Below are 19512 nucleotides of genomic sequence, written 5' to 3' on the forward strand. Positions count from 1 at the left end.
TTTTGTTTATTAGGGACGTGCAATATGGGAAAACAAAGTGGTCAACAGGCTGGCAGGCAAGACGGTGTGAAATTGGACTTGCAAGAACTGCATTCATGGCAAATTCAATTAAAGCAGACCGTGCAGGAAAATATCGATGCTGTGCTGACACTGCTGGCATTGGTTGATATTGAACCGGCAACGTGGACGCGGAATTTGAGATACAACCAAATTATTAAATCTGCGCTCGCTCTGAACGGGATTGATTTGTCAGTAACAGATGACGAAGAGACGGAAGCAGGGGCTGAATCAGACAAAAATAAAGGTGAATTCCAAACCGCCGCAGACAAACCTGAAAAGGTGTTGTTCAAATTTGGGCGGAAATTTTTGGGCGGTTTAATTCGGAAAGATTTTAAAGAGTCTCTCGCAGCCGCCCGAAACCTCGATCTTGAACGCCGCCTCCATTGGGCAGCCTGTTCGGGCGCGATATTAGTCTACGGGCGGAACGACACGGCCAAACAGAAACTGACACCGTCTGAATTATCTCTCCACGACATGATTAAAAAAGAATGGCTTTACGATGAAAGATAAACCTGTGCTACTGCCTGTCGGCGGTAGTTTTGAGATTGAATATGTCAATACTGAAGGAATCGGAAGCAGACGGGTTATCGATGTCCGCAAGTTTGTTGCCAATCTTTCAGGCGGTTATGTGCAGGCGTTTTGCCATGAGCGGAAAATGGTCAGGACGTTTAAATATCAGTCGATTATGGGACTGGTGGATTTGGAAACCGGCGAAGTGGTCGAGCCTTCGCTTTTCAGACGGCGTTTGCAGGAACGGTATGAAGAGGCTCCCGAACGGCAGATGGATTTTTTTATTCGGGAGATGAAGCCGATTGTGGATGTGTTGGTCTATATCGCTTACTGCGATGGGAGATATGCGCCGTCTGAACAGCGATATATCGCGCAATGGCTGACGGACAAATCGGAAATGGGCGACGATTTCCTTGCTTATTCGCTTGGCGTCATGAAGTCTTGGCCCGTGCCGGATTCTATGGATTTTTCTTTTGCTATCCGTGCCATTAACCAGCGTTTCCCCGAATGGCGTGATTCAGTGCTGGAATATGCGCGCAATGTCGCGAAAGCAGACAGGAAGGTTACGGATGAAGAAACGAACCAGTTAAAAATACTGGAAAGATTGTTTGCTGTTTTTGGGGAGAAAGCGTGGTGACGGATTCAAAAGGTACGTTTCCGCTGCCGAAGTACCGTAAACCTGCAAAACAGACGGGAAACGGGCGGCGGGCAATCAAAAAAGAATTGGATGCTTTGCAGAAGACGATAGACAGCAATACGCTTCTTATCGAGATACTGCAACGGAATATGGCGGCGACGGAGGAAGCGCATAATCTGCATATTGCCGCACTGTCTAACTTCCTCGGTCATGATATGAAAAACTGTATTCAAAACATGGATGTCATCTTGACAAGCTATGGGGCAGAAGAGATTACTGATGGGCATTTGGAAAGCCTGCGGGTACAGTTGGACATGATTCGGGAGGTAATGGGCAATTTTGCGCAGCTTGTGCCGCACGGGCAGGACGGGATTTTCAAGGTCAACAGCCTGATTGGCGCGACGGAGGCTTTGACTCGTTCGATGCTGGAGGGAAACGGGGTTTTGTTCACGAAGGAATTGCTGGAAGACATCGATTTGCGGACTAAATATCCTTTCCATTCGTTGCTTCAGGTATTCAGTAATCTGATTATTAATGCCTGCCGCCATTTGCGGGATTTCGAGCGGCGCGAGGTGTTGTTTACGGTCGACATCGACCAGGAAAACCATGAGCTTTTCTTTTCGGTTTACGATACGGGCGCAGCTGTTGAGCAAATCTGTCTCGACAAAATCTTCGATTATGGATACTCTACTACGGAAGGTAGCGGCATCGGACTTTACCATGCACGTTATATTTGTGAATTGTTGAAGGGAACGGTTGAATGTGTGCCGTCAGACAGGGCGGAATATTCGAAGCGTTTCCTGATTACCCTGCCTTTTATAGGATTGGACGATGTATAAGCATATTTTTGTTATCGATGATGAAAAGATTCAGGCCGACGGGCTGGCAAAACAGCTTAATGAGCGTATGGGCGGGAATGGATATGTGTTCGAGCCTTTGAGTGGCGAACATGAGATTATGCAGGCGGTTTCCGACCGCTTCTGCTCGCTGGCGATTGTGGATTTGCGGATGGATGATTATCCGTTCAACGGCTTGGAAATATGCCGCCGTATCTTGGAAAACAATCCTCTGGCGAAGGTTATTATCGTGTCGGCATGGCTGCCGGAGTTTTTAACGGCGATGCAGGACCTGATGACTTCGGGCTGCGTGTTGGCGGTGTCTGAGAAAAAATCGATGGCGGAATGGGTGCCGGAATTGGAACGGACGGTTGCCGGTTATTTTGAAAAACGGGACGGTGAGTTTTCGGAAAACAGTAAGATGTTGCTGAATGCGTACAGTTCTGCCAAAAATGAAAAGGACCCGTTCCGCAAGGGTGTGTTGTTTGAGGACTTCCTTGTCAATCTTTTCGGACAGATCGGTTTTCAGTTTATTCGGAAACGGGTAACGGATGCGACTTCGGAAGTGGATTTGATTTTACGCAATGATATTGATGATGCGTTTTTAGCTAAATTCGGCAAGTATATTTTTGTGGAGGCAAAAAACCGCCCTTCAGCGCCTGTCGATAAGAATGATTTTTTGGCGTTTGTGTCCAAAATCGAATCCAGCAGCGGTCTGGCAGAGCTTGGTATTATTGCGGCCAGCCATAAAATCGCTTCTACGGTCAGGCTGGAGGCTCTACGCACGTCGCATAAGAGTATGAAGGTTCTTCTGTTTGCCAATGATGAATTGACACGCCTGATTGTGGCGGATGATAAACGCTATGAGCTGAAGAAGCTGATTGACGAGCAGATTAAGGATGTGCCGTCTTGATGTTGGCTATGGATAAACAAGGTCGTCTGATTTTTTCAGACGACCTTTTGTTTTGGTCAGGGTTTGGAAACTGCGGCGGCAAAGTTTGGGCTGACTTCGCCTTCGTAGAGGACAATCGGTACGTCGATCAGGCTTTGGAGTTTGACGGCAGTCGTCAGTCCGTTGCTGTCGAGGGTGTGGACGGTTTCTTTTCCGACCCATTTCTCTGCGTCGATTTCGGGCTTGAATCCTTGTAGGGTTACGGGGCTTTCGGGGGCGACGTCGGGGCGGCCGATGGCTAGGGAAATATCGAATTCCATTGCGCCGCGTTTTAGTTTTTTGTACGCGGCGCGCGCGCCGGTGGCGGCGGTTTTGGGGCTTTGGTAGGTATGGCGCAGGGTTTTGATTTTTTTGCCGGCAGTATCCACCTGTTTGATTTCGGTTACTTCTTTGGTGGTGGTTTTGTGGGTTTTGCCGTCTTTGCGCTTGGTCTTGTATTTTTTGGTGGTGGTAACGGTTTTTTTGACGGGGTCGTAGTTGTCTTCGGTAATGACGACTTCGTGCTTTTTACCTGTCTGTTTGTCGATGTAGTAGGCGCGGACGGCGTTGTAGCTTTCGGTATTGCTGTATCTGAATGCATATTGGTCACCGCTGTTGCGGGTAATCCTGATTGTAGGCAACGGCTGCCCGCCGGCGGTTGTGGCTTCGCCTGATGAAACAAACAGGAGGCGGCCGTGTTTGACTGTTGCGATGGCGTCGTAGCGTTCGGCAAGGCGCGACAAGAAGGCGGCGTCGGATTCGTTGCTCTGGTCGATGTGGTCTATTTTTTCGTCTTGGTAGGCTTTGCCGATGATTGGGGTGTAGCCGTTGGCGGCGGCAATGGATTCGATGATTTCTTTCAGGCTGGTTTTGTGCCAGCTTTTTTCTTTTGCCTCTGAAAATCGGTCGGATGTGTCGGCGGATTGGGCGGTGATGTGCAGGGTATCGGGTGCGCCGCTCCAGCTTACTTCGGTTATTTTGTAGCTGCCTTTATCGACAATGCCTGTTTCGATGTAGCCCAGGGCGATGGTTATCTCGGCAGACTTCGGGGGCAGGGCGAGCTTGCCGTCGTGGTCGGACAGGCTGACGGTCAGCTCGTCCGCCTCGAAGCCGCTTTTGTCGGTCAGGCTGATGGAGATGATGCGGGAGAGAGCGTCGGTATTGAACGGCTTGCCGTTTATGGACAGCTTGGCGACTGGGGTTAGATGGTTGCCGCCGGTGTCGGTAATGGCGTTGAAGATTTTGACGGCTTGGTCTTTGATTTGGGTAAGTGCGGTCATGTCAGATTCCTGCAATGCTGCGGGCGATGGATACGCCAAGCTGAAGGGCTTTGCCTTTTAGTCCCAGCGGGCTGTCGGATACTTTTTTTAATTCTATGCTGAAGCTGATGGAACGGGCTTTGCCATCGTGCATGAGTTGGCTTCTGTCTTCTTTGATGGATGTGATGACGTATGCGCCCATTATTTGACCTGTGCCGAGGATGAGATTGTATGGTTTTCCACGCTCTGCCATGAGGTGGAGCATGGCCAGGGAGGTGTCTCCCCCTGTGATTTCCGGCCTCATTTCGGCTGACAGGGTCAGGGTGTCAGTTTCCGGCCCTAGGTATTGGGTGGGATTAATACCGCCGCCGACGGTGGATTGATTTGGGTGCTTCCAGCCGCTTTGGCGGTTGATGGTTTGAAAGGGGATGGTGCGGATGAGAAAGGGGAAGAATCCTAATGTGGCAAGCATGGTAGTGTCCTTTTTTGGTGTCAGTCATCTGAAAATGCGCTACGGGCACGACGTGCGGCTTGGTCTGCAATCTGCTTAATCTGACGGGCAACTTCGCGGGCGATGTCGGCAGGGCTTTGGCTACCGCCGTTGATGGTAATGTTGACGGTCATACCACCTGCGTTTGTGTGATTGAACCCTGCCGATATGGGAACTGCTCCGACAAGGGAAGGGCGCGGTTCTTCAGCTGCGGCGGGGATAATGCTCTGCAATGCGCCCAAGCCTGCTTTGCGGATTTTTTCCAGAACACGCCATCCTCCGAAGCGGGCTACATCTTGTTGATTGAAGACAACCTCGCCTTTATGCACGATACCGGCCGCTTGGTTGACACCGCCCGCCCCTGTGTAACCACCTGTAGAATATCCTTTGTTGGGAATGTATGCGCCTACGCCATAACCGGCTGCGCTGCCTCCCGGCGCGGTCGGTTTGGTGGAAAAGGCTTTTTTCATCCATTCCCATGCGCTAGTAGCGACGGTTTTGAGGATTTGGAAGTTTTTGATGAGGATACCGATTGGGCCTAGTGCGGCGGAGAGGGCGTAGGATATGGGGTTGTTGCCGCTGAATGTTTTTTTTATCCATCCCCAGCCTGTGATGAGGGCGTTTTTGATGCGGTCCCAGTGTGTGGCCAGTGCAACGATTGCGCCAATCGGTCCGGTCAGTGCGTATAGGATGGGGTTTTGGGCGAATGTTTTTTTAATCCATTCCCAGCCTCTGATGAAGGCGGCAGTCAATGTATCCCAATTGGTGTAAACGAGATAGATGATGCCGATTATGGCAGTCAGCGCAAGGCCTATGGGATTTAATGTCATGAAACGTAGGGCAATGCCTAATACTTTAAGAATACTCATGCCGAATCCGCCAAAGGCAATGCGGGCGGCGGCAAAGGGGACGGCAACTGCGGCAATAACTGCGGCCAGCCCTGCTAAGGCGGTCATTGCTGCGGTTGCATAAAATGCGATTTTTCCAAGTTTGGCGGCGGCCTCTGGATTTTTTGCCGACCATTCGTTGAACTTATCCAATAAGCCTGAAATGACATTCATGCCGTATTCTAAGCCTGAAAACATACTGCGCCCAAAGCCTGATTCGGTATTGAAGAGCTTATTTTTGAACATCTGCCATTTGGACGACATGGCGTTGACACGAATTTCGAACTCTTTGTCGAGGCTGCCTAATGCGTCCGGAGAGGTGGCAAGGCGGATTTGCTCGCGCCAAAGCTCTGTATTAGCGATAAGTTGGGCAAATACGCGGTTATATTCGCCGCCTGCCAAGCCTTTGAGAATGCCTGCTTGTTGCTCTTTCGGCATTTGTTGGACGGCGGCAATGATTTTTTCAAGCGTACCTTGCGCGTCTTCGACCATGCCTTTTTGAACGGATTTTGCGTCTATACCTATGCTTTTCAGGGCTTCCCGTACGGGTTTCATATCAGGTGCGGTACCCAGCCTTGTCATGAGGCTGCCGACCGCTTTGGCAGAGGTGGAAGCATCTACACCTGCGGACATAAGGGCGGAGCCTAGAGCCGCTACATGCTTCTCGTTCATTTTCGCCAAACCCATGCTGCCTGATACTTCGTTCATGTAGCTGATGAGCTGGTCGCCTGCAACCAGTGCGTTGTCATCAAGGTAGTTCATGACGTTGACTAGTTCAGAAGCGGCTTCTTTAGATAATTTGAAGTTTTGGCGAATGCGCCCCAGCTCTTCTGCAAGCGCACCCGGGTCTGCTGCTTCAAAGGCATTTGCAGCTTTGACGGCTTCGGTAACGTAGGCTGCAAGCTCTTGGCGTGGGATATTCATCTTCGCGCCGGCAGTCATCATATTCATGATCTCAACCGTTGCCATGGGCAATTCACCGCTTAGTTTTTGGACTTCGGCGCGGATTTTAGCGATTTCGGCGTGGTTTAGGCTGCCGTCTGTATTTTTGAGGATGCCGACTTGGCGGATCAGTCCCTGCATTGCATCTTCTTCGGACATGGCTGTATTGATGGCATGCCCTGCACCTTGCCTCATGGTGGCAGCCTTGCTACTTGTCCATGATGAGACACCCGATGCAATACCTGCGATGGCGGCGGCCTTGATTCGACTCTGTTGTCGTTTTTCCAGCTTTTCTAAGGCGGTGGACTGCTTTTCGATTTGGGCAGTAGTCTTCTGCATTCGGGCGGCAATCTCTGCCTGCTCTTTTTCAAGGTTTTGTCCGGATACGCCAACTTTTTCCATGTGGTCTTTGTAGCGTTTTAGCTGCGCGGATTGTTTTTCGTATTCGTTATTCAGCCTTTCGCCTTCACGGGTCAGCTTTTTGAGTTCTGCTGCCTGTTTTTTTGTGGCAACGCCCGTTTTGTCGATTTCGGAAGTAAGACGGCTTGTGGCGGCAGAATTACGGATGATTTGCTCATTCAGACGGTTGAAATATTGTTCTGCCTTGCCGATTTTTACCAGTGCGGTTTGGGCGCGCTCGAGATCGCGCATTTCTTTTTTGTTTTTCGCCAATTCGCCCGACAGCCCGCTACTACTTTTTTTAATTCTGTCAAACGTTTTGCTTGCTTTGTCGGCGGCTTTGAGGATAATATTAATTGTCTTGTCTGTCATGGCTCGAGCTTTAAGATGAAACGTAAAATGAAAAATCAAATCTTGGCGGATTCGGTTTTGAATGCAGTCGATTCTGTCATTTGGTGGTATGGCGCATTATTTTGGCTTTTTGTTGCCGTCATTGCCCTTATGGTATGGATGCTTCCTTGATTATTTTGTCGATTGAAAAGGTCGTCTGAATTGATTTCAGACGACCTTTTTTATTGTCCGTCTCCTTGGCGTGCGCGTTGGATTTCGGCGGCTTTGGCTGCCCAGCGGTTAAGGGTAAAAAGATTTAGTCCTGCGAACCAGCCGATACCTCCTTTGAAAGTAATGGTGCAGAGGGCAAGGGCGTCGTCTATTGGGTAAAACGCAGTAACGTCTTCATCTTCTTCAGCCTGCCAGATGTCTGGCGCTGCTTTTATAAGGTCGGCGAACTGGCCGGCTCGGTATCGGAAGCATGGGTATAGCCCAAATCGGCAAAGGCTTCCTGAATCTCTGCTTTCGCCGAAGGTGCGGCTGAAAAAAAATCAATAGCGGCATTGAGGGCTTGTACATCTGCCATACCTAATACGCCATATTGTGCCATGCCGATTTTTGGGGTGCTGATTTTTGAGAGGAGCTTTTGAACAGTTTCGGTGTGTTTGATTTTGATGAGGTCTTGTCCCATGCCTGCCATGTCTTTGGCCAGCGGTTCGCGCAGAGTGTAGGCTTTGCCGTCGGTCAGGGTTACGGTCAGGGTATCGTCGGGGTTGATTTTGATTTTTGGTTCTTGCATTTACTTGTTCCTGTTGTATGTGTTTAGAGGCCTAATGCGGCGCGAATGCCGGCACGAACGTCTTTGCCGCCGATGATGAGTTTGTTCGCCATGAGGTCTGCTTCAAAAACGACTTCTCCATCGACGGTTTCTTTCCAGTAGGTTAGGGCATATTTGAATGTCTGCTCTCCACCTTCGGCCGCTTTGTCTTCGCTGCGTGTGGTTTCGATAATTCGGCCACGCGCTTCGCCGACCAGTGTTTGGTAGGTTTCTTCGTCTTCTTTGTGCAATGCGCCTTGATAGCGTAAGAGGTTGCCATTAATTTTGTGGCTGATGGATTTGAACAGCTCAAGATCGAAACCTTTGCTGGTCAGCTCCAGCTCTAATTTTTCGATGCCATGAATGACGGTAAATTCGCCCATACCGCCGCCCGGGGTATAGTCTTCGGTTTTGAATTTGATGTCTGGGCGTTTGACGGTCATGAGGACGCCGTCTTTGTTGAGTCCGTCGGTAAAGACGTTAAAACTTTTCAAGATGCGTGGCAGCTGCATTGGGGTGTCCTTTATTACTTGTGTTTGGGTACCTATCCCTAACCCCTCTCTGTTGGGAGAGGGGAATTATTGGGAGGCAAGGTAGTTTAGACGGTGGTAGGTTTGAGGTTAGATGCGAATTCGATAACGCGGTCGGTCAGGTTGACGATAAAGCGGTCTGATACATGTTGGTTGAGTTCGATATTCTCTAAAGGCGGGGCTACGGTAAATTCGTAGTCGAAGGCAAAGATACCGCCGGCTACGCGTTCTTTTTCGATTTTTTTGGGGTCGATGAAGACTTGCGCGCCCAATAACCAGCCTTGATAGACTTTTTCGGCGAGCTTGGCATTGATGCTGTTGATGATGTCAATCATAAGGCTCGGGTGCATTGGTTTGTCCATTGCCCAGAGAAAGCTTTCGGCGATGGTCTCTTTAATTACGGAAGAGACACGGACTGTCGGTTCGAATGCCCAGGCAGGATCTGCAGAACATGTGCGGTTGCCCCAAACGCGGAAGCCGTTTTCACGGATGAGGGTGGTAATGTTGAGGTTGTTGATGGTATTGGCGTCGCTGTTGATGTCCAGAAGTCCGAAGCTGCGTGGGTATTTAAGGGCGGATACGCCTTGAATTTCGGTATTTGAAATGGATTTGTGCGGACCGATTTTTTGGTCAAGCATGGCGCGTGCGCCGAGGATACGGGCAACGGTAGCGGCAGTTTCTTGGGTTTTGGAAGCGCCGAAGGTCATGAATTCGTTGTCAATCAGCATGAGGTTTTTTTGCCCAAATCCGTTCTTATATTGGGTCAGGGCGGTAATATTTTCTGCGCCGCCGGCGGATGCATATACGAAGCCTTCAAGAGCGTTGGCGGTTACAACCAGCTCGGCGGTTACGTCAGCGTCGTCAAGTTCCGGCGCACCAATGATTTTTGGTTTGTAACCGGTATGTGCGGGAGCTTTCGCCAGTGCTTTGATACCTGCGATAACGTTTGCTTTCTGCTCCGGTGCTTTGGTTGAGCCGGGAACGCGGACTACAACGATTTGGGCATCTGCCTGATCTGCAATTGCGTCTAGGGATTTTGCCAAGGTTCCTTTGCTGCCTGCTTTATCAATCAGGGCAGAGACGGATGTTGAAAATATGGGTTTGGTAGCGGGAAAGACTGTGTCATCAGCGTCGTCTGCGGTGGCAACGATGCCGATAATGTTGGTGGCGATGTCGGAAATATGGCGCGCGCCGTGTGTGAATTCGTTGGCTGTTACGCCGTGCATGCGTTTTGCGGTCATGTGGCTGTCCGTTTCTTTGGGGATGGTCTGATTGTTGCTTTGCTTTTTATCGGTGGCAAGCGGTGGAGGTTTTGAGTGGGATTTTTAGGCCGTCTGAAGTTTTCAGACGGCCTTTGTTTGTCTTAAGCGGCGGCGATGCCAAATCCTGTCATCAATGCCGCGCCTTTATCGGTGGCTTTGGACACATCCCCTTGTACGATTTCAAAACCTGCACCGATTCGAACTGTACGGCCTGTATTGGCAACGTGGCTGGTACCGATACGGATTTTGTCAAAAGCGGTATTCCAAGGTTGAAGCCGCCCGCGAAAAAATAAAACATTTTTTGAGAAAATTTATTCTGTTTTTTGTTTCACTATTTGTAATTCTTTTTCATTTTTTTAAAAGCGACGGTGACGTCGCTTTTTATTTACCAATTACATATAACCAACTCACCACTTGTTTTACCAGTTTTGTCTCTACCAACTGTATAGGTAAGCGTAAGCTGGGTAATCCGGAAGTCTTTAAATAAATCCTTTATATCAGGATGATCGTTGATAGATAGCATGAATTTACCCTTACTCTCCGCCATCGCTTTGGCCAGCAGCTCATACTGAGGCCAATCGAATGCGTGGTCGTACCCTGCGGTTTGCCAGTACGGCGGGTCGGCGTAGAAGAAAGTATGCTCTCGGTCATACCGCTTGAAGCATCGATCCCACGTCTCGTTTTCGACGAACACACCTCTCAACCTGGCTTGGGCTGCTGTCAGTTTTGCCCTAATCTGATACGCATCCCAAGCTTTTGAAGTGGTAGCCGTACCAAAATGTTGATGTACGGTCTTGCCGCCAAAGGCGGTGTGCTGCAAGTAGAAGAATCGGGCAGCTCGTTGTATATCAGTCATGCATTCAGGCGGTGTGCTTTGTAGGCGGGCAAAGACCTCTCGGCTTGTTAGTGTCCACTCGAACTGGCGGACGAACTCGTCGAAATGGTGTTGTACCACGCGGTACAGGTTGATGAGCTGTCCGTTGATGTCGTTGAGTACCTCTACTTTAGCAGGCGTTGGGCGCATAAAGAACAACGCTGCACCACCAGAAAACAGTTCGACATAACAAGAATGCTCGGGGAACATGGGCAACAGGTGTTTTGCCAATCGGCGTTTACCACCCATCCAAGGGATAATCGGTAGAGTTTGTTGTGTTTTTTGCATCATATATATACTCCTAATTTGTGGCATTCGGGATGCTCGGAATCAGATTAAATATGATGCTCAACGGCACTCTGATGATTTTTTAGTTACTGAATGAATTGATGTTTTTACAGCGTGCACATTTGATTTGCACGCATCCGCTGCCTTTGGCAAGCAGTTTGCCACAGTATTTGCAGCGCATTTCGCGGTAGATTTGCATTTGCACTCACTCCCATATCACGGATAGAATGCCTCGGTCTCTAGAGACTAAGGCGGCCTAGAAGTCAATGCAGGGTTGCTCTGCTTGGCTGGCGTAGCGGTGTTGCTGCACCGCTACGTCGCCGTCCCACTTTGAGTTGTTGTATCTTTTCCTCTTTAATCCTTTCTTCATCGGACATCTGAACTTCACTGTCCATCTTTGCGGTAAATCCCTGTCATCAATGCCGCGCCTTTATCGGCGGCTTTGGACACATCCCCTTGTACGATTTCAAAACCTGCACCGATTCGAACTGTACGGCCTGTATTGGCAACGTGGCTGGTACCAATACGGATTTTGTCGAAAGCGGTATTCCAAGGTACAACGGATATATGCCATTCACCGTAGGCATAGGTATTGCCTACTCGGTTGACTTTGCCATCCACTGTGGCATTTTCCGGCATGCGTAGGGTAAAACCGTTTTCGCCATGAGTGGCGGTTACGCCGCCAACGGCGGGGCTTTCGCCCGTCATCGGCAGCAGGATAAACGCTGCCCCTGGTGTGCCTCCTTTTTCAAGTTTGAACGGCATAATAACTGTGGTCGGAGTACCGGTTGCGGCACTGACTCCGCTACTTTCGATATAGCGGTGGCCTCTACCGTTTTCGCCTGCCTGTGCCTTCATGTAACGGATGTTGCCCTCTTCTCCGAATGCGCCTGTCCATCCTTCCGGCTCTCCTGCACGGAGTGCATTGATGACGCTCGTCAGACGAGCCTCACTATTGCTGCCAACGGCTTCGGTGGAGCTGGATTCGAGGCCGTTAAATGTGAATTTAATAGATGTTTCTGGGGCGGCAGGTGCAGGCTGTTCATTAGTGGGTGCCGGCCGTTCAGGTTCTGCTTTAGGTGTTGCTGAATCAGCTTTTGGTACTACCGTTTCTGGTGTCGGCTGTGTGACTGTCTCTAACGCTTTGCCTGCTGTCGATGCTTTGAGTTTAGTGATTTCGGCCTCTAAATCTGTCAGCTTCGCCTGCATCAGGGTGGCGGCATAGTCAGTAGTCTGTGTATTTTTGTGGTTACGCGCACCTGTCCATACTTCTACTGTATCGGTCAGTTGGTTGTGCATGTAATTTTCGGCAACGGTACAGTTGTCTAATTCGCCGATAGGGTAGAAACCTGCACTTAGTAGGCCGTTTCGGTATTTAACTGTGTCAACTGTATAGGGTTGTCCCACTTCGGTTTTTCCCTGCTCGGCGTTCTTGTACGGGGTAATATCGCAGTGATTGCCGACAATGGACGAGCCGCGCAACTTGCCGATTATCATCTGGCGCATGAAGTTGCCGTCGGGGGAGTTTTGAATATAGTTCCCTCGGATTTGTGCAGCCAACATTGTGCCGTAACGCGCTTCTGCGCCCACGCTCATGCCGTATGTCGATGTGTTGACGGTTGCGGTAGCCGTTGCACCCGTACCACCGCCTCCTTCGAGGGTTACGGTTGGCGGTGTGTCGTAGCGGCTGCCGATGCGGCGCAGCTTGATTTCGGTAACTTTTCCGTCTTTCACTACTGCTTCGCCTTCTGCACCGAAGGCTTCCGCACCGCCTCCTGTGATGATGACTTTGGGGGCGGTGGTGTAGCCGCTGCCGCCATTGGTAACGGCAAATCCTGAAACGTAGCGCATGCCGTAAAAATCGCCGAACGGCAGGGCAAATGTAAACTGGTTGCGTTCAATCAGAAAGTGGTTGTGCCCGTAGTTGCATTGCAAACCGCGCGGGGCATAGACCGTATTGTCGTTAATCAGTTGACGGCAACGCAGCCACCATTTCTTCTGATTGCGGCGAGAAAGCACTCCCAATGCACCATTAATCGGATGAATGCCGATGTTGCCGCTGACAATGGTATTCCCCGTAATTTCGATATTGCTGTCTTGGTAATAGAAACTGTACGGGTCTGCAATTTTGGAGGCGCGTCCGTCCGTCGCGGCAAATACTTCTTCGATTACGGTGGAAATGCCGTAGTACATGGCACGGCCACTGTTGTTTACGATTTTGACGTTGTTGCCGGTATGAATATCCATTACCTTGCGCTTGCCAAAACCGAACACGTTGTCGTGGATGAATAGGTTGTCCATTGGCAGGTATCGGGATGTGCATTGCTGATAACCCGGATCGAGACTGACGATAGAATTATTCCAGCCACGCACATGTTCCAGATGTGCATCGGGGTGTCCGACTACAGAATCAGGGGCAAAGATGCCGCAAAGTTCGTAGCCTGATACGCGGACTGCTTCCACACCGCAGGTATAGTTGTGGGTAAAGTATCCGCCCGTGATGCGGGTATTGACGGCAACCATGCCTTTTTCGTAGGCCTTGGCGACTTCGCCGCCGCCTACATCCTCTCCGGACGGAGAACCATGTAAACCTGCAATCACTGCGCCGCCAGTAAATCCCCGTACGTCGAAGTAGCGGATTTCTGTGCCTCTGCAGTCGAACAGTCGCCAACCGTAACCGCGACTCCATACCTGACCACCGCGCCAGAGGCCGAATGTGGGTGCAACCGTGCCGTCATCTTGCGGGAATTGCGACAGGCCGTCTGAATTCCAGTAGCCGCCGACGCTGCGGTAGCGTTGGCTCGATTCGTCAATGTGCAGTTGGCGGATTTTTTCGCGGGTATATCCTTCAGGTTGTTGTACACCTGATGTATCAGCCGAATTGTTCATGTAACGGGCAACATCGTGGGACAGTGTGGTGGTATTGAAACCTGCCTCCGCCGTACCTTTCAGCGCCATACCTGTGCCGATGTGCGGTTTTTCGCGCGTCCAGCCGTCGATATGCGGAATCCATCGTTTGTCAGGGTCGGCCATGCCTGATGTGTAGCCATAGTCCTTATAGGCGCGTGTGGTAATTTTGCCGCCGTGCAGAATGGTGTTGCCCTCTGATTTGCCGCACAAGTGGAACACGTCCTGCCCCATTTCTTCCACGCAAAATTCTGCCAACGAGAAGTCGTACACATTAAAAACGGAATGATGAAAGGTAATACACGGCTGTTGGCCGTTGACTGTCAGCACCATGCCGCCGACGGAAATTTGCCGTCCGTCCGCGCCGTAGTATTCCGGCTTGTAACCTGTGTTCTTCGTTACCGGGAAAAAGCCGCCGCGCGAAGAAATAAAGACGTTAGACGGCAGACGGTCGTACCATGCCTGAATCAGACGGACAATATTCAATGCGTCTTCTTTAGAAGGATTGTTTTTGTACCAACCGTCGTAAACTTTTTTACGCAGTTCGGGTGTCAAGGCGTCCTCGATATAGAACTTACCTTTTTCAATGGCAATCTTGGCGGCAGCCTCGATTTGTTCGCCCTCGAACTTGGCCTGCTCGGTAATAATCAGTGATGGTGTTTTGACATCGGCAAAGGCATTGCCTACTGCTTCTGATACTTTGGCGGGTGTAATGAGGTGGATGTCGGACGTATTGTCGTTTAGTTTCAGACGGCCTTCTTCGTCAAGAGAGGCGGTCACGTTTGGATTTTCTGCAAGTTTTTTGGCTTTTGCGGATTCTTCTTTTGCCGCCACTACTGCATCGGTAATTGCCAGTACGGCTTGATCTAATTTTGATGTCATTGTTTATTTCCTAATTTTTTATACACTTCTGCCAGTGTTTCGTCGGTCAGGTCAGTGGATGCAGCTGGATTCGGAGTAGGGGCAACCGGTTGTTCAGGTCTAGTTGACGGTATGTGTTCCGTGCCGTTGCCGTTTTGTGTTTCTTTAATGACCTCTTTTACGATTTCCCGTATTTTTTCAGGAGATACGCCGGCGGTTGGTGTGCTTTCGGCAGGGGATACGACGACTAGCCCCTGCTCCATGATGCTGACGCGGACGGGTTCGGTACTCTCGCCGATAATGCCGCTGACGTTGGTAATGGAGGGAGCAATGTAGATTTCTCCGCGCAGGACGGTACAGACGATTCCCCCGAAAACGGCGCGTAGGTCGTATTGGCCTAATGTCCATGCGGTGTTTTGAGTCAAGTGGGCGGGGAAAGTAATAATAATTTCTTGCCCGCTGACACTGATTTGGGGGCGCAGCTCTTCGCCTGTCTGCCCGCGGACAGTCATTGCCCATTGCGCGGATTTAGGCTCGAATGGCAGGCCTCCACCGTCAAAGCCGATTCTGAAAATACGGGTATCGCCTTTGTATAAGGTCAGGTTTTTTGTCTGGATGGTCATTTGAGACTTTCAGGGAAGTGGGCTTTTTGTTTTTCGCGAAGATAGGCGGCTCGACAGTGGCTCTTCTGCCAGAAAAATAGTGCGTCAACTGCTTTTCGGATGGCTGTCCAGTGACTTTTGTTTGCTTCGACATCTTTGCGGTAGAGGCGGCTGGACAGGGTCTCGTCCGGGTAGCCGCCAAATACGGCATTAATTGTTTGGTCGGCAGCAATGGCAAGATTCTTGAAGTAGGCTTTGATGTTTGATTTCATTTTCAGGCGGCCTTGTAAATCAGATATTGATTTCGGTGTTGATGACGTTGAGTTCGTCTAAGTTTTGGGCGGCTTCGATTTGTTTCTCGATGGCTTGGCGTTTGCCTGCAACGGTAGCGCAGAGGGACTCATAGGCAACGGTTTTGCGCAGGGCGGCGGCTTTGAGTTTGTCTGCATCTATTCCGCGCGATTGGGCAATTTGATCTAAAACGGGCGTGGCCGCGCTTTTATCTACCGACCATGCGCGGGCTTCAGCGGCCTGGATAGGCCAGCTCTGCACTTCAAAGGCAGGGAGGTCGTCCATGCCTGATTTTTGGGCAACAATGGTTTGGGCTTGACGGTTGATGGCGCGGATTAAAGCAGCCTTGGACGCGTTTAGAAATTCGGCTTCAATTTGTGCTTTTTTGTCTTGGTTTTCCATCCATTTTTCTCCATCCCATTCGTCAAACCGTGAGGAAGGTTTTAAAAATGTCAGGTCGTCTGAAAGGCTGCCGATTTGGTCGATGATAACGGCTGTGCGATCAGTTTTTCGGTAGGCAGTTTTGCCGCGATGGTCTTCGATGAAGTCCCATCCTTCGCCGTTCCAGCAGGCAGCTTTGCCTGCGCTGATTTGAGGCGGGTCGGTGTCGATGCAACCGGCGGGAATCAGATAGCTGCCGTCGCGTGCCATGATGTCCAGATCGGCTGTGGTTTGGCCGATGTAGAGATGGTCGGCGTCAAGTTGGCAAACGGGCTTTGTCCATTGGATGTTTTGGGTCATTTTTTTTACCTTTCTAAGTGGTTTAAGGCGGCTTATGCCTTGATGCATGCCAGCAGGGCGATATTTCGAGGGCGGGTTTCAATGCCGCCAGCCGGGTCGGTTTGGCCGACAGTGTCAACCGATACGGTTGACGGATTACTACCCCTGTCGGTGTCGGACATGCGGTTGACGCCGATGCCGTGGCTGTGGCTGCGGAATTCATCCGCCTGCCATGAGCCTAATGCACGATTTCTATCAATGGCTCTGCCGTCATCCCATGATCGGATAAATTCGCCGCGCAAGTCGGGCAAGTTGAAAGTGGTGCGTCCGTCGCCACGGCCGTAACGTTCGCCGATGGCGGCGAACAGATTGGCATAGACGGTACGGGATACTGCCGCGCCGTTCGCTTTTAACCATCCAAATGGGGGGACATCTTGGGCAAAGTAGGCGACGGCACCAACGGGGACGCCTACATTCATCACGCTGTTATCGACACGCGCAATCAGTCCGGGCGTGTCCCAACCGATGGCAATTTGATGATTCTGACCGCCCAAACCTACTGCTCCTCCGCGTCGGATACTGTTGTCGTAGGCGGTTTTGACGGCTTTGGATGTGGCAAGACTGTCGGTACTGTCCAGATTTACGGCATCTGATTTATCGGACATAAGGGCAATTTTGACGCCACTGTATGTCAATGTGCCGTCGTCTTTAAGTTGCAGGTATTTGTTGCTTGCCGTGTTGCGTAAATAAACGTCTTTTGCCCCAGTATTGATGTCGGCAGATTTTCCATTGCCGGATACGGACAATCCCGCATTAAATACGGCTTTTGATGTAAAGGTTTTGACACCGCCGACAGTTTGGTCATTTGATAGCATGACGCCGTTTTCTTCGGTCAAGACGGTTCTCATGCCGATATAACGACCGTTGGCATCCCAAGCAGAGGTAACGAGCTGAAACGGATTGGACGACGAGCCGTATGAGAAACCGATACCGCGGGCGTGTGCGCCGTTCACTACTTCCGGATGGGCAATGTGGATTTCCATTGTTGGCAGGGTATTTCCGTCAAGCTGACGGGCATTGGATCGGTAAAATCCACTTTTGGTATAGCCTCCGGACTGGTCTGCATAGTAGTTGGTGGTGGCGACATTCATTTTGTCAGTAGCAAGTCGGGCGGCATTGGCTTCGACCCAACTTTGATAGGCGACGCTTTCCGAACCGGATACGCGCGGGAATTGTACGCGCCCGATTTCGCGATCTCCCGATGTAAAAACATAATTGAAGCGTGCGCCGTTTTCTCCTGCAGATACGGGGGCAGTCTCAAAACGCCAGTAGCTGCCGTCGCCATTGGTAAAACGGATTTTTTCCCATGCGTTGGTTTGAATGTTGAGCTGGCCTTCTATAACTTGCGTACCTTTATTGCCAATCTTGGATTCGACTTGGGTTTTAAGGTATAAGGTGCGGTTAGCTAGCGCTTGCAGGGGTTGATTGATTGGGGCATCAGTACCGCCGATAACGCGGTCGCCAGGTTCGATGAGGCGGACGTTTTGGGTGTATTGGTTGAGTTCTTTTGCGTTGGCCATTTTTTATCCTTTAGGGTCAGGCTATGCCGAAGTTGTAACTACCGTCGAATGTGATTTCTCCGTTCCAATAGATAGGGTGGTCTCGGTAGTCGAGGCTGTGCAGTTCGCAACGGAGAGGGACAATTCGTTCCAACCATTCTCGAAGCTTTTGGGCTTCATTATTGGTAACCGGGCGGCTTAATTTAATGCTGTATTTCGCCCATTCTCCGTTGCTGCCACCGAATAGGTGTGTGCCGTCGAAGACGGCGCTTCCATTCCAGTAAAGATTGGCGGTATTTTCGATGATTTGTATTTCTCCGTACCCCAGGTCACGGAAAAGGCGCCGGATGACGGATGGTGTCCCTTTGTGCTGATGCTTTTGAATATAGTTTTCTATCAGTTTTCGGCGTGCGATTTCGGTGTCGGTAATATTCCAGCCTTCGTCACTGCCTATGGAGCGTTCCCATGCAAGCCATGGTATGAATTCTGGAGGGCAACTGTCGGGAATGCGGCTTTTGGTAATGACTGCGAGATCGAAGACAGTTGCCAGTTCTTGCGATGTCAGGCGTGCAAGGGCTTGCAGTAGGTCGGTGTTGTTGGTAGGGATGACTGTCGGCATGGCTTAGGCTTCTGTCAGTATGGTTTCTGTAATTTTTATAAATTCGCCGTCTGTACACAGGATGTCTTGTCTTGGCTCTGTCAGCTCTACTTTTTTGACGCCATCTGTATCAAGTGCGCCAATGATTTTTGACAAGGCAATTTGTGCGCCGAGTCTTTTATGCTGCTCTAGCATTTGATTGAGGTCTTGAAGCTGGCGGGCTTTGACGATTTCTTTGTCTGGGCCGTCTTCATAGGTAATACGGGCGGATATGCGTATTTCTTTCGGGGTGCAGGCGTGGACGGTTACGGTATCGCAGAGTGGGCGTCGGATTTCGTCGCTAAGATAGGCATTGACGGTTTCAAGGGTGCGGCCACTAGGTATGCCTTGGTTGCTGGATGTTTGGATATAAACAGCGACTGTTCCTGGAGACACTCTGACGGCGCGGGCATCGGTAATATCGGGGGCGGCATCAATGGCATGGGCTTCGTATGCTGCACGAGGCCCTGCCGCTGCGAGTTTCTCTGGATATAACTGGACGCGCCGGCGGAGGTCATCGTCGGTTTCGTAAACGGCTTCTGTGGGGGGATTGGTGGTTGGATCGGCAGCGATGATGGTTTTCCGCTCTATGCCTTTGGCTGCGGCAAGGTGGTCAAGATCGCTTCCTTGTGCGAAGGCTAAAAGTGTTGCTGCAGCTGCTTGGTTTATGCGTTGACGCAGGATGATTTCTTGATATGCCTGTTGTTGAAGGTCGATGGTCAGTGGCTCTGATTCGAGTTTCAAGGTGGCTGCAATGGTTGGACGTATGCCAGCCGGGACGAGGGCGATGAGGTTCGCTTTTTTGCGCTCAAATATGGTCTCAAAGTCGAGTTCTTCGATGACTTTGGGGGCTGGTAGGCGGGTTAGGTCAATTTCTGCCATG

21 protein-coding genes are annotated in these 19512 nt (G+C 50.6%); 6 read left to right on the top strand and 15 right to left on the bottom strand.

The annotated features are described in order from the left end of the window. Positions 1-24 precede the first annotated feature (24 nt). Genes ACTHSN_RS06715 through ACTHSN_RS06730 form a run of 4 tightly spaced genes read left to right on the top strand, consistent with a single transcriptional unit; the run spans position 25 to position 2956 of the window. Positions 25-570 (top strand): hypothetical protein, encoded by a 546-nt coding sequence (locus tag ACTHSN_RS06715; protein ID WP_440365208.1) that lies wholly within the window; start codon positions 25-27, stop codon positions 568-570. Next, entirely contained in the window at positions 560-1207 is a 648-nt protein-coding gene (locus ACTHSN_RS06720) for a TerB family tellurite resistance protein (protein WP_440365209.1), read from the top strand. Before ACTHSN_RS06715 ends, ACTHSN_RS06720 begins: the two co-directional genes overlap by 11 nt. Beyond that, a complete protein-coding gene (locus ACTHSN_RS06725) occupies positions 1204-2046 on the top strand; it encodes a HAMP domain-containing sensor histidine kinase (protein ID WP_314059056.1) in 843 nt (280 codons plus the stop codon). Before ACTHSN_RS06720 ends, ACTHSN_RS06725 begins: the two co-directional genes overlap by 4 nt. Further along, a complete protein-coding gene (locus ACTHSN_RS06730; RefSeq protein WP_440365210.1) occupies positions 2039-2956 on the top strand; it encodes a response regulator in 918 nt (305 codons plus the stop codon). Before ACTHSN_RS06725 ends, ACTHSN_RS06730 begins: the two co-directional genes overlap by 8 nt. Positions 2957-3012: 56 nt before the next feature. Here the strand turns inward: ACTHSN_RS06730 and ACTHSN_RS06735 are convergent, their stop codons facing one another. From ACTHSN_RS06735 to ACTHSN_RS06745, 3 genes are read right to left on the bottom strand one after another with little or no spacing between them, the layout of a single operon-like run. Next, positions 3013-4254, bottom strand: a complete 1242-nt coding sequence (locus ACTHSN_RS06735) for a contractile injection system protein, VgrG/Pvc8 family (RefSeq protein WP_222571216.1) — start codon at positions 4252-4254, stop codon at positions 3013-3015. 1 nt (position 4255) lies between these two features. After that, positions 4256-4705: a phage tail protein gene (locus ACTHSN_RS06740; protein ID WP_063075563.1), complete on the bottom strand. Its 450-nt coding sequence runs from the start codon at positions 4703-4705 to the stop codon at positions 4256-4258. A gap of 20 nt (positions 4706-4725) precedes the next feature. Continuing rightward, positions 4726-7323: a phage tail tape measure protein gene (locus ACTHSN_RS06745; RefSeq protein ID WP_440365211.1), complete on the bottom strand. Its 2598-nt coding sequence runs from the start codon at positions 7321-7323 to the stop codon at positions 4726-4728. 27 nt (positions 7324-7350) lie between these two features. On the opposite strand from ACTHSN_RS06745, the gene ACTHSN_RS06750 reads away from it, so the two are divergent. Next, complete coding sequence (locus tag ACTHSN_RS06750) at positions 7351-7473, top strand: hypothetical protein (RefSeq protein ID WP_265511155.1); 123 nt, start codon at positions 7351-7353, stop codon at positions 7471-7473. 250 nt (positions 7474-7723) lie between these two features. On the opposite strand, the gene ACTHSN_RS06755 is transcribed toward ACTHSN_RS06750, so the two are convergent. From ACTHSN_RS06755 to ACTHSN_RS06765, 3 genes are all read right to left on the bottom strand, one after another. After that, complete coding sequence (locus ACTHSN_RS06755; RefSeq protein ID WP_070647002.1) at positions 7724-8080, bottom strand: hypothetical protein; 357 nt, start codon at positions 8078-8080, stop codon at positions 7724-7726. Between the two features lie 23 nt (positions 8081-8103). Next, entirely contained in the window at positions 8104-8610 is a 507-nt protein-coding gene (locus tag ACTHSN_RS06760) for a phage major tail tube protein (RefSeq protein ID WP_063075566.1), read from the bottom strand. A gap of 86 nt (positions 8611-8696) precedes the next feature. Further along, a complete protein-coding gene (locus tag ACTHSN_RS06765; RefSeq protein ID WP_222571220.1) occupies positions 8697-9869 on the bottom strand; it encodes a phage tail sheath subtilisin-like domain-containing protein in 1173 nt (390 codons plus the stop codon). Positions 9870-10004: 135 nt separating this feature from the next. Between ACTHSN_RS06765 and ACTHSN_RS06770 the strand changes: the two genes are divergently transcribed. Then, positions 10005-10163 (top strand): hypothetical protein, encoded by a 159-nt coding sequence (locus ACTHSN_RS06770; RefSeq protein ID WP_440365212.1) that lies wholly within the window; start codon positions 10005-10007, stop codon positions 10161-10163. Between the two features lie 112 nt (positions 10164-10275). Here ACTHSN_RS06770 and ACTHSN_RS06775 read toward each other — a convergent pair whose 3' ends face one another. From ACTHSN_RS06775 to ACTHSN_RS06815, 9 genes are all read right to left on the bottom strand, one after another. Next, positions 10276-11055 (bottom strand): DNA adenine methylase, encoded by a 780-nt coding sequence (locus tag ACTHSN_RS06775; protein ID WP_314059047.1) that lies wholly within the window; start codon positions 11053-11055, stop codon positions 10276-10278. Between the two features lie 79 nt (positions 11056-11134). Further along, positions 11135-11251: a zinc finger domain-containing protein gene (locus ACTHSN_RS06780; RefSeq protein ID WP_082815485.1), complete on the bottom strand. Its 117-nt coding sequence runs from the start codon at positions 11249-11251 to the stop codon at positions 11135-11137. A gap of 185 nt (positions 11252-11436) precedes the next feature. Then, complete coding sequence (locus tag ACTHSN_RS06785) at positions 11437-14841, bottom strand: type IV pilus assembly protein FimV (RefSeq protein WP_440365213.1); 3405 nt, start codon at positions 14839-14841, stop codon at positions 11437-11439. Further along, the gene (locus ACTHSN_RS06790; RefSeq protein WP_070647021.1) at positions 14838-15443 is read right to left on the bottom strand and encodes a hypothetical protein; all 606 of its coding nucleotides are present in this window, start codon (positions 15441-15443) and stop codon (positions 14838-14840) included. Before ACTHSN_RS06790 ends, ACTHSN_RS06785 begins: the two co-directional genes overlap by 4 nt. Continuing rightward, a complete protein-coding gene (locus tag ACTHSN_RS06795) occupies positions 15440-15694 on the bottom strand; it encodes a hypothetical protein (RefSeq protein ID WP_070647023.1) in 255 nt (84 codons plus the stop codon). Before ACTHSN_RS06795 ends, ACTHSN_RS06790 begins: the two co-directional genes overlap by 4 nt. Positions 15695-15713: 19 nt before the next feature. Further along, positions 15714-16454, bottom strand: coding sequence for a tail fiber assembly protein (locus ACTHSN_RS06800; RefSeq protein WP_440365214.1), 741 nt, complete (start codon positions 16452-16454; stop codon positions 15714-15716). A 32-nt stretch (positions 16455-16486) separates the two neighbouring features. Further along, a complete protein-coding gene (locus ACTHSN_RS06805) occupies positions 16487-18013 on the bottom strand; it encodes a tail fiber protein (protein WP_440365215.1) in 1527 nt (508 codons plus the stop codon). A 16-nt stretch (positions 18014-18029) separates the two neighbouring features. Further along, entirely contained in the window at positions 18030-18611 is a 582-nt protein-coding gene (locus ACTHSN_RS06810) for a phage tail protein I (protein WP_440365216.1), read from the bottom strand. Positions 18612-18614: 3 nt separating this feature from the next. After that, a complete protein-coding gene (locus tag ACTHSN_RS06815; RefSeq protein ID WP_440365217.1) occupies positions 18615-19511 on the bottom strand; it encodes a baseplate assembly protein in 897 nt (298 codons plus the stop codon). Between the last annotated feature and the right edge of the window lies 1 nt (position 19512).

The organism is Neisseria sp. P0009.S010 (genome assembly GCF_051958545.1).
GTDB lineage: Bacteria > Pseudomonadota > Gammaproteobacteria > Burkholderiales > Neisseriaceae > Neisseria > Neisseria subflava_A.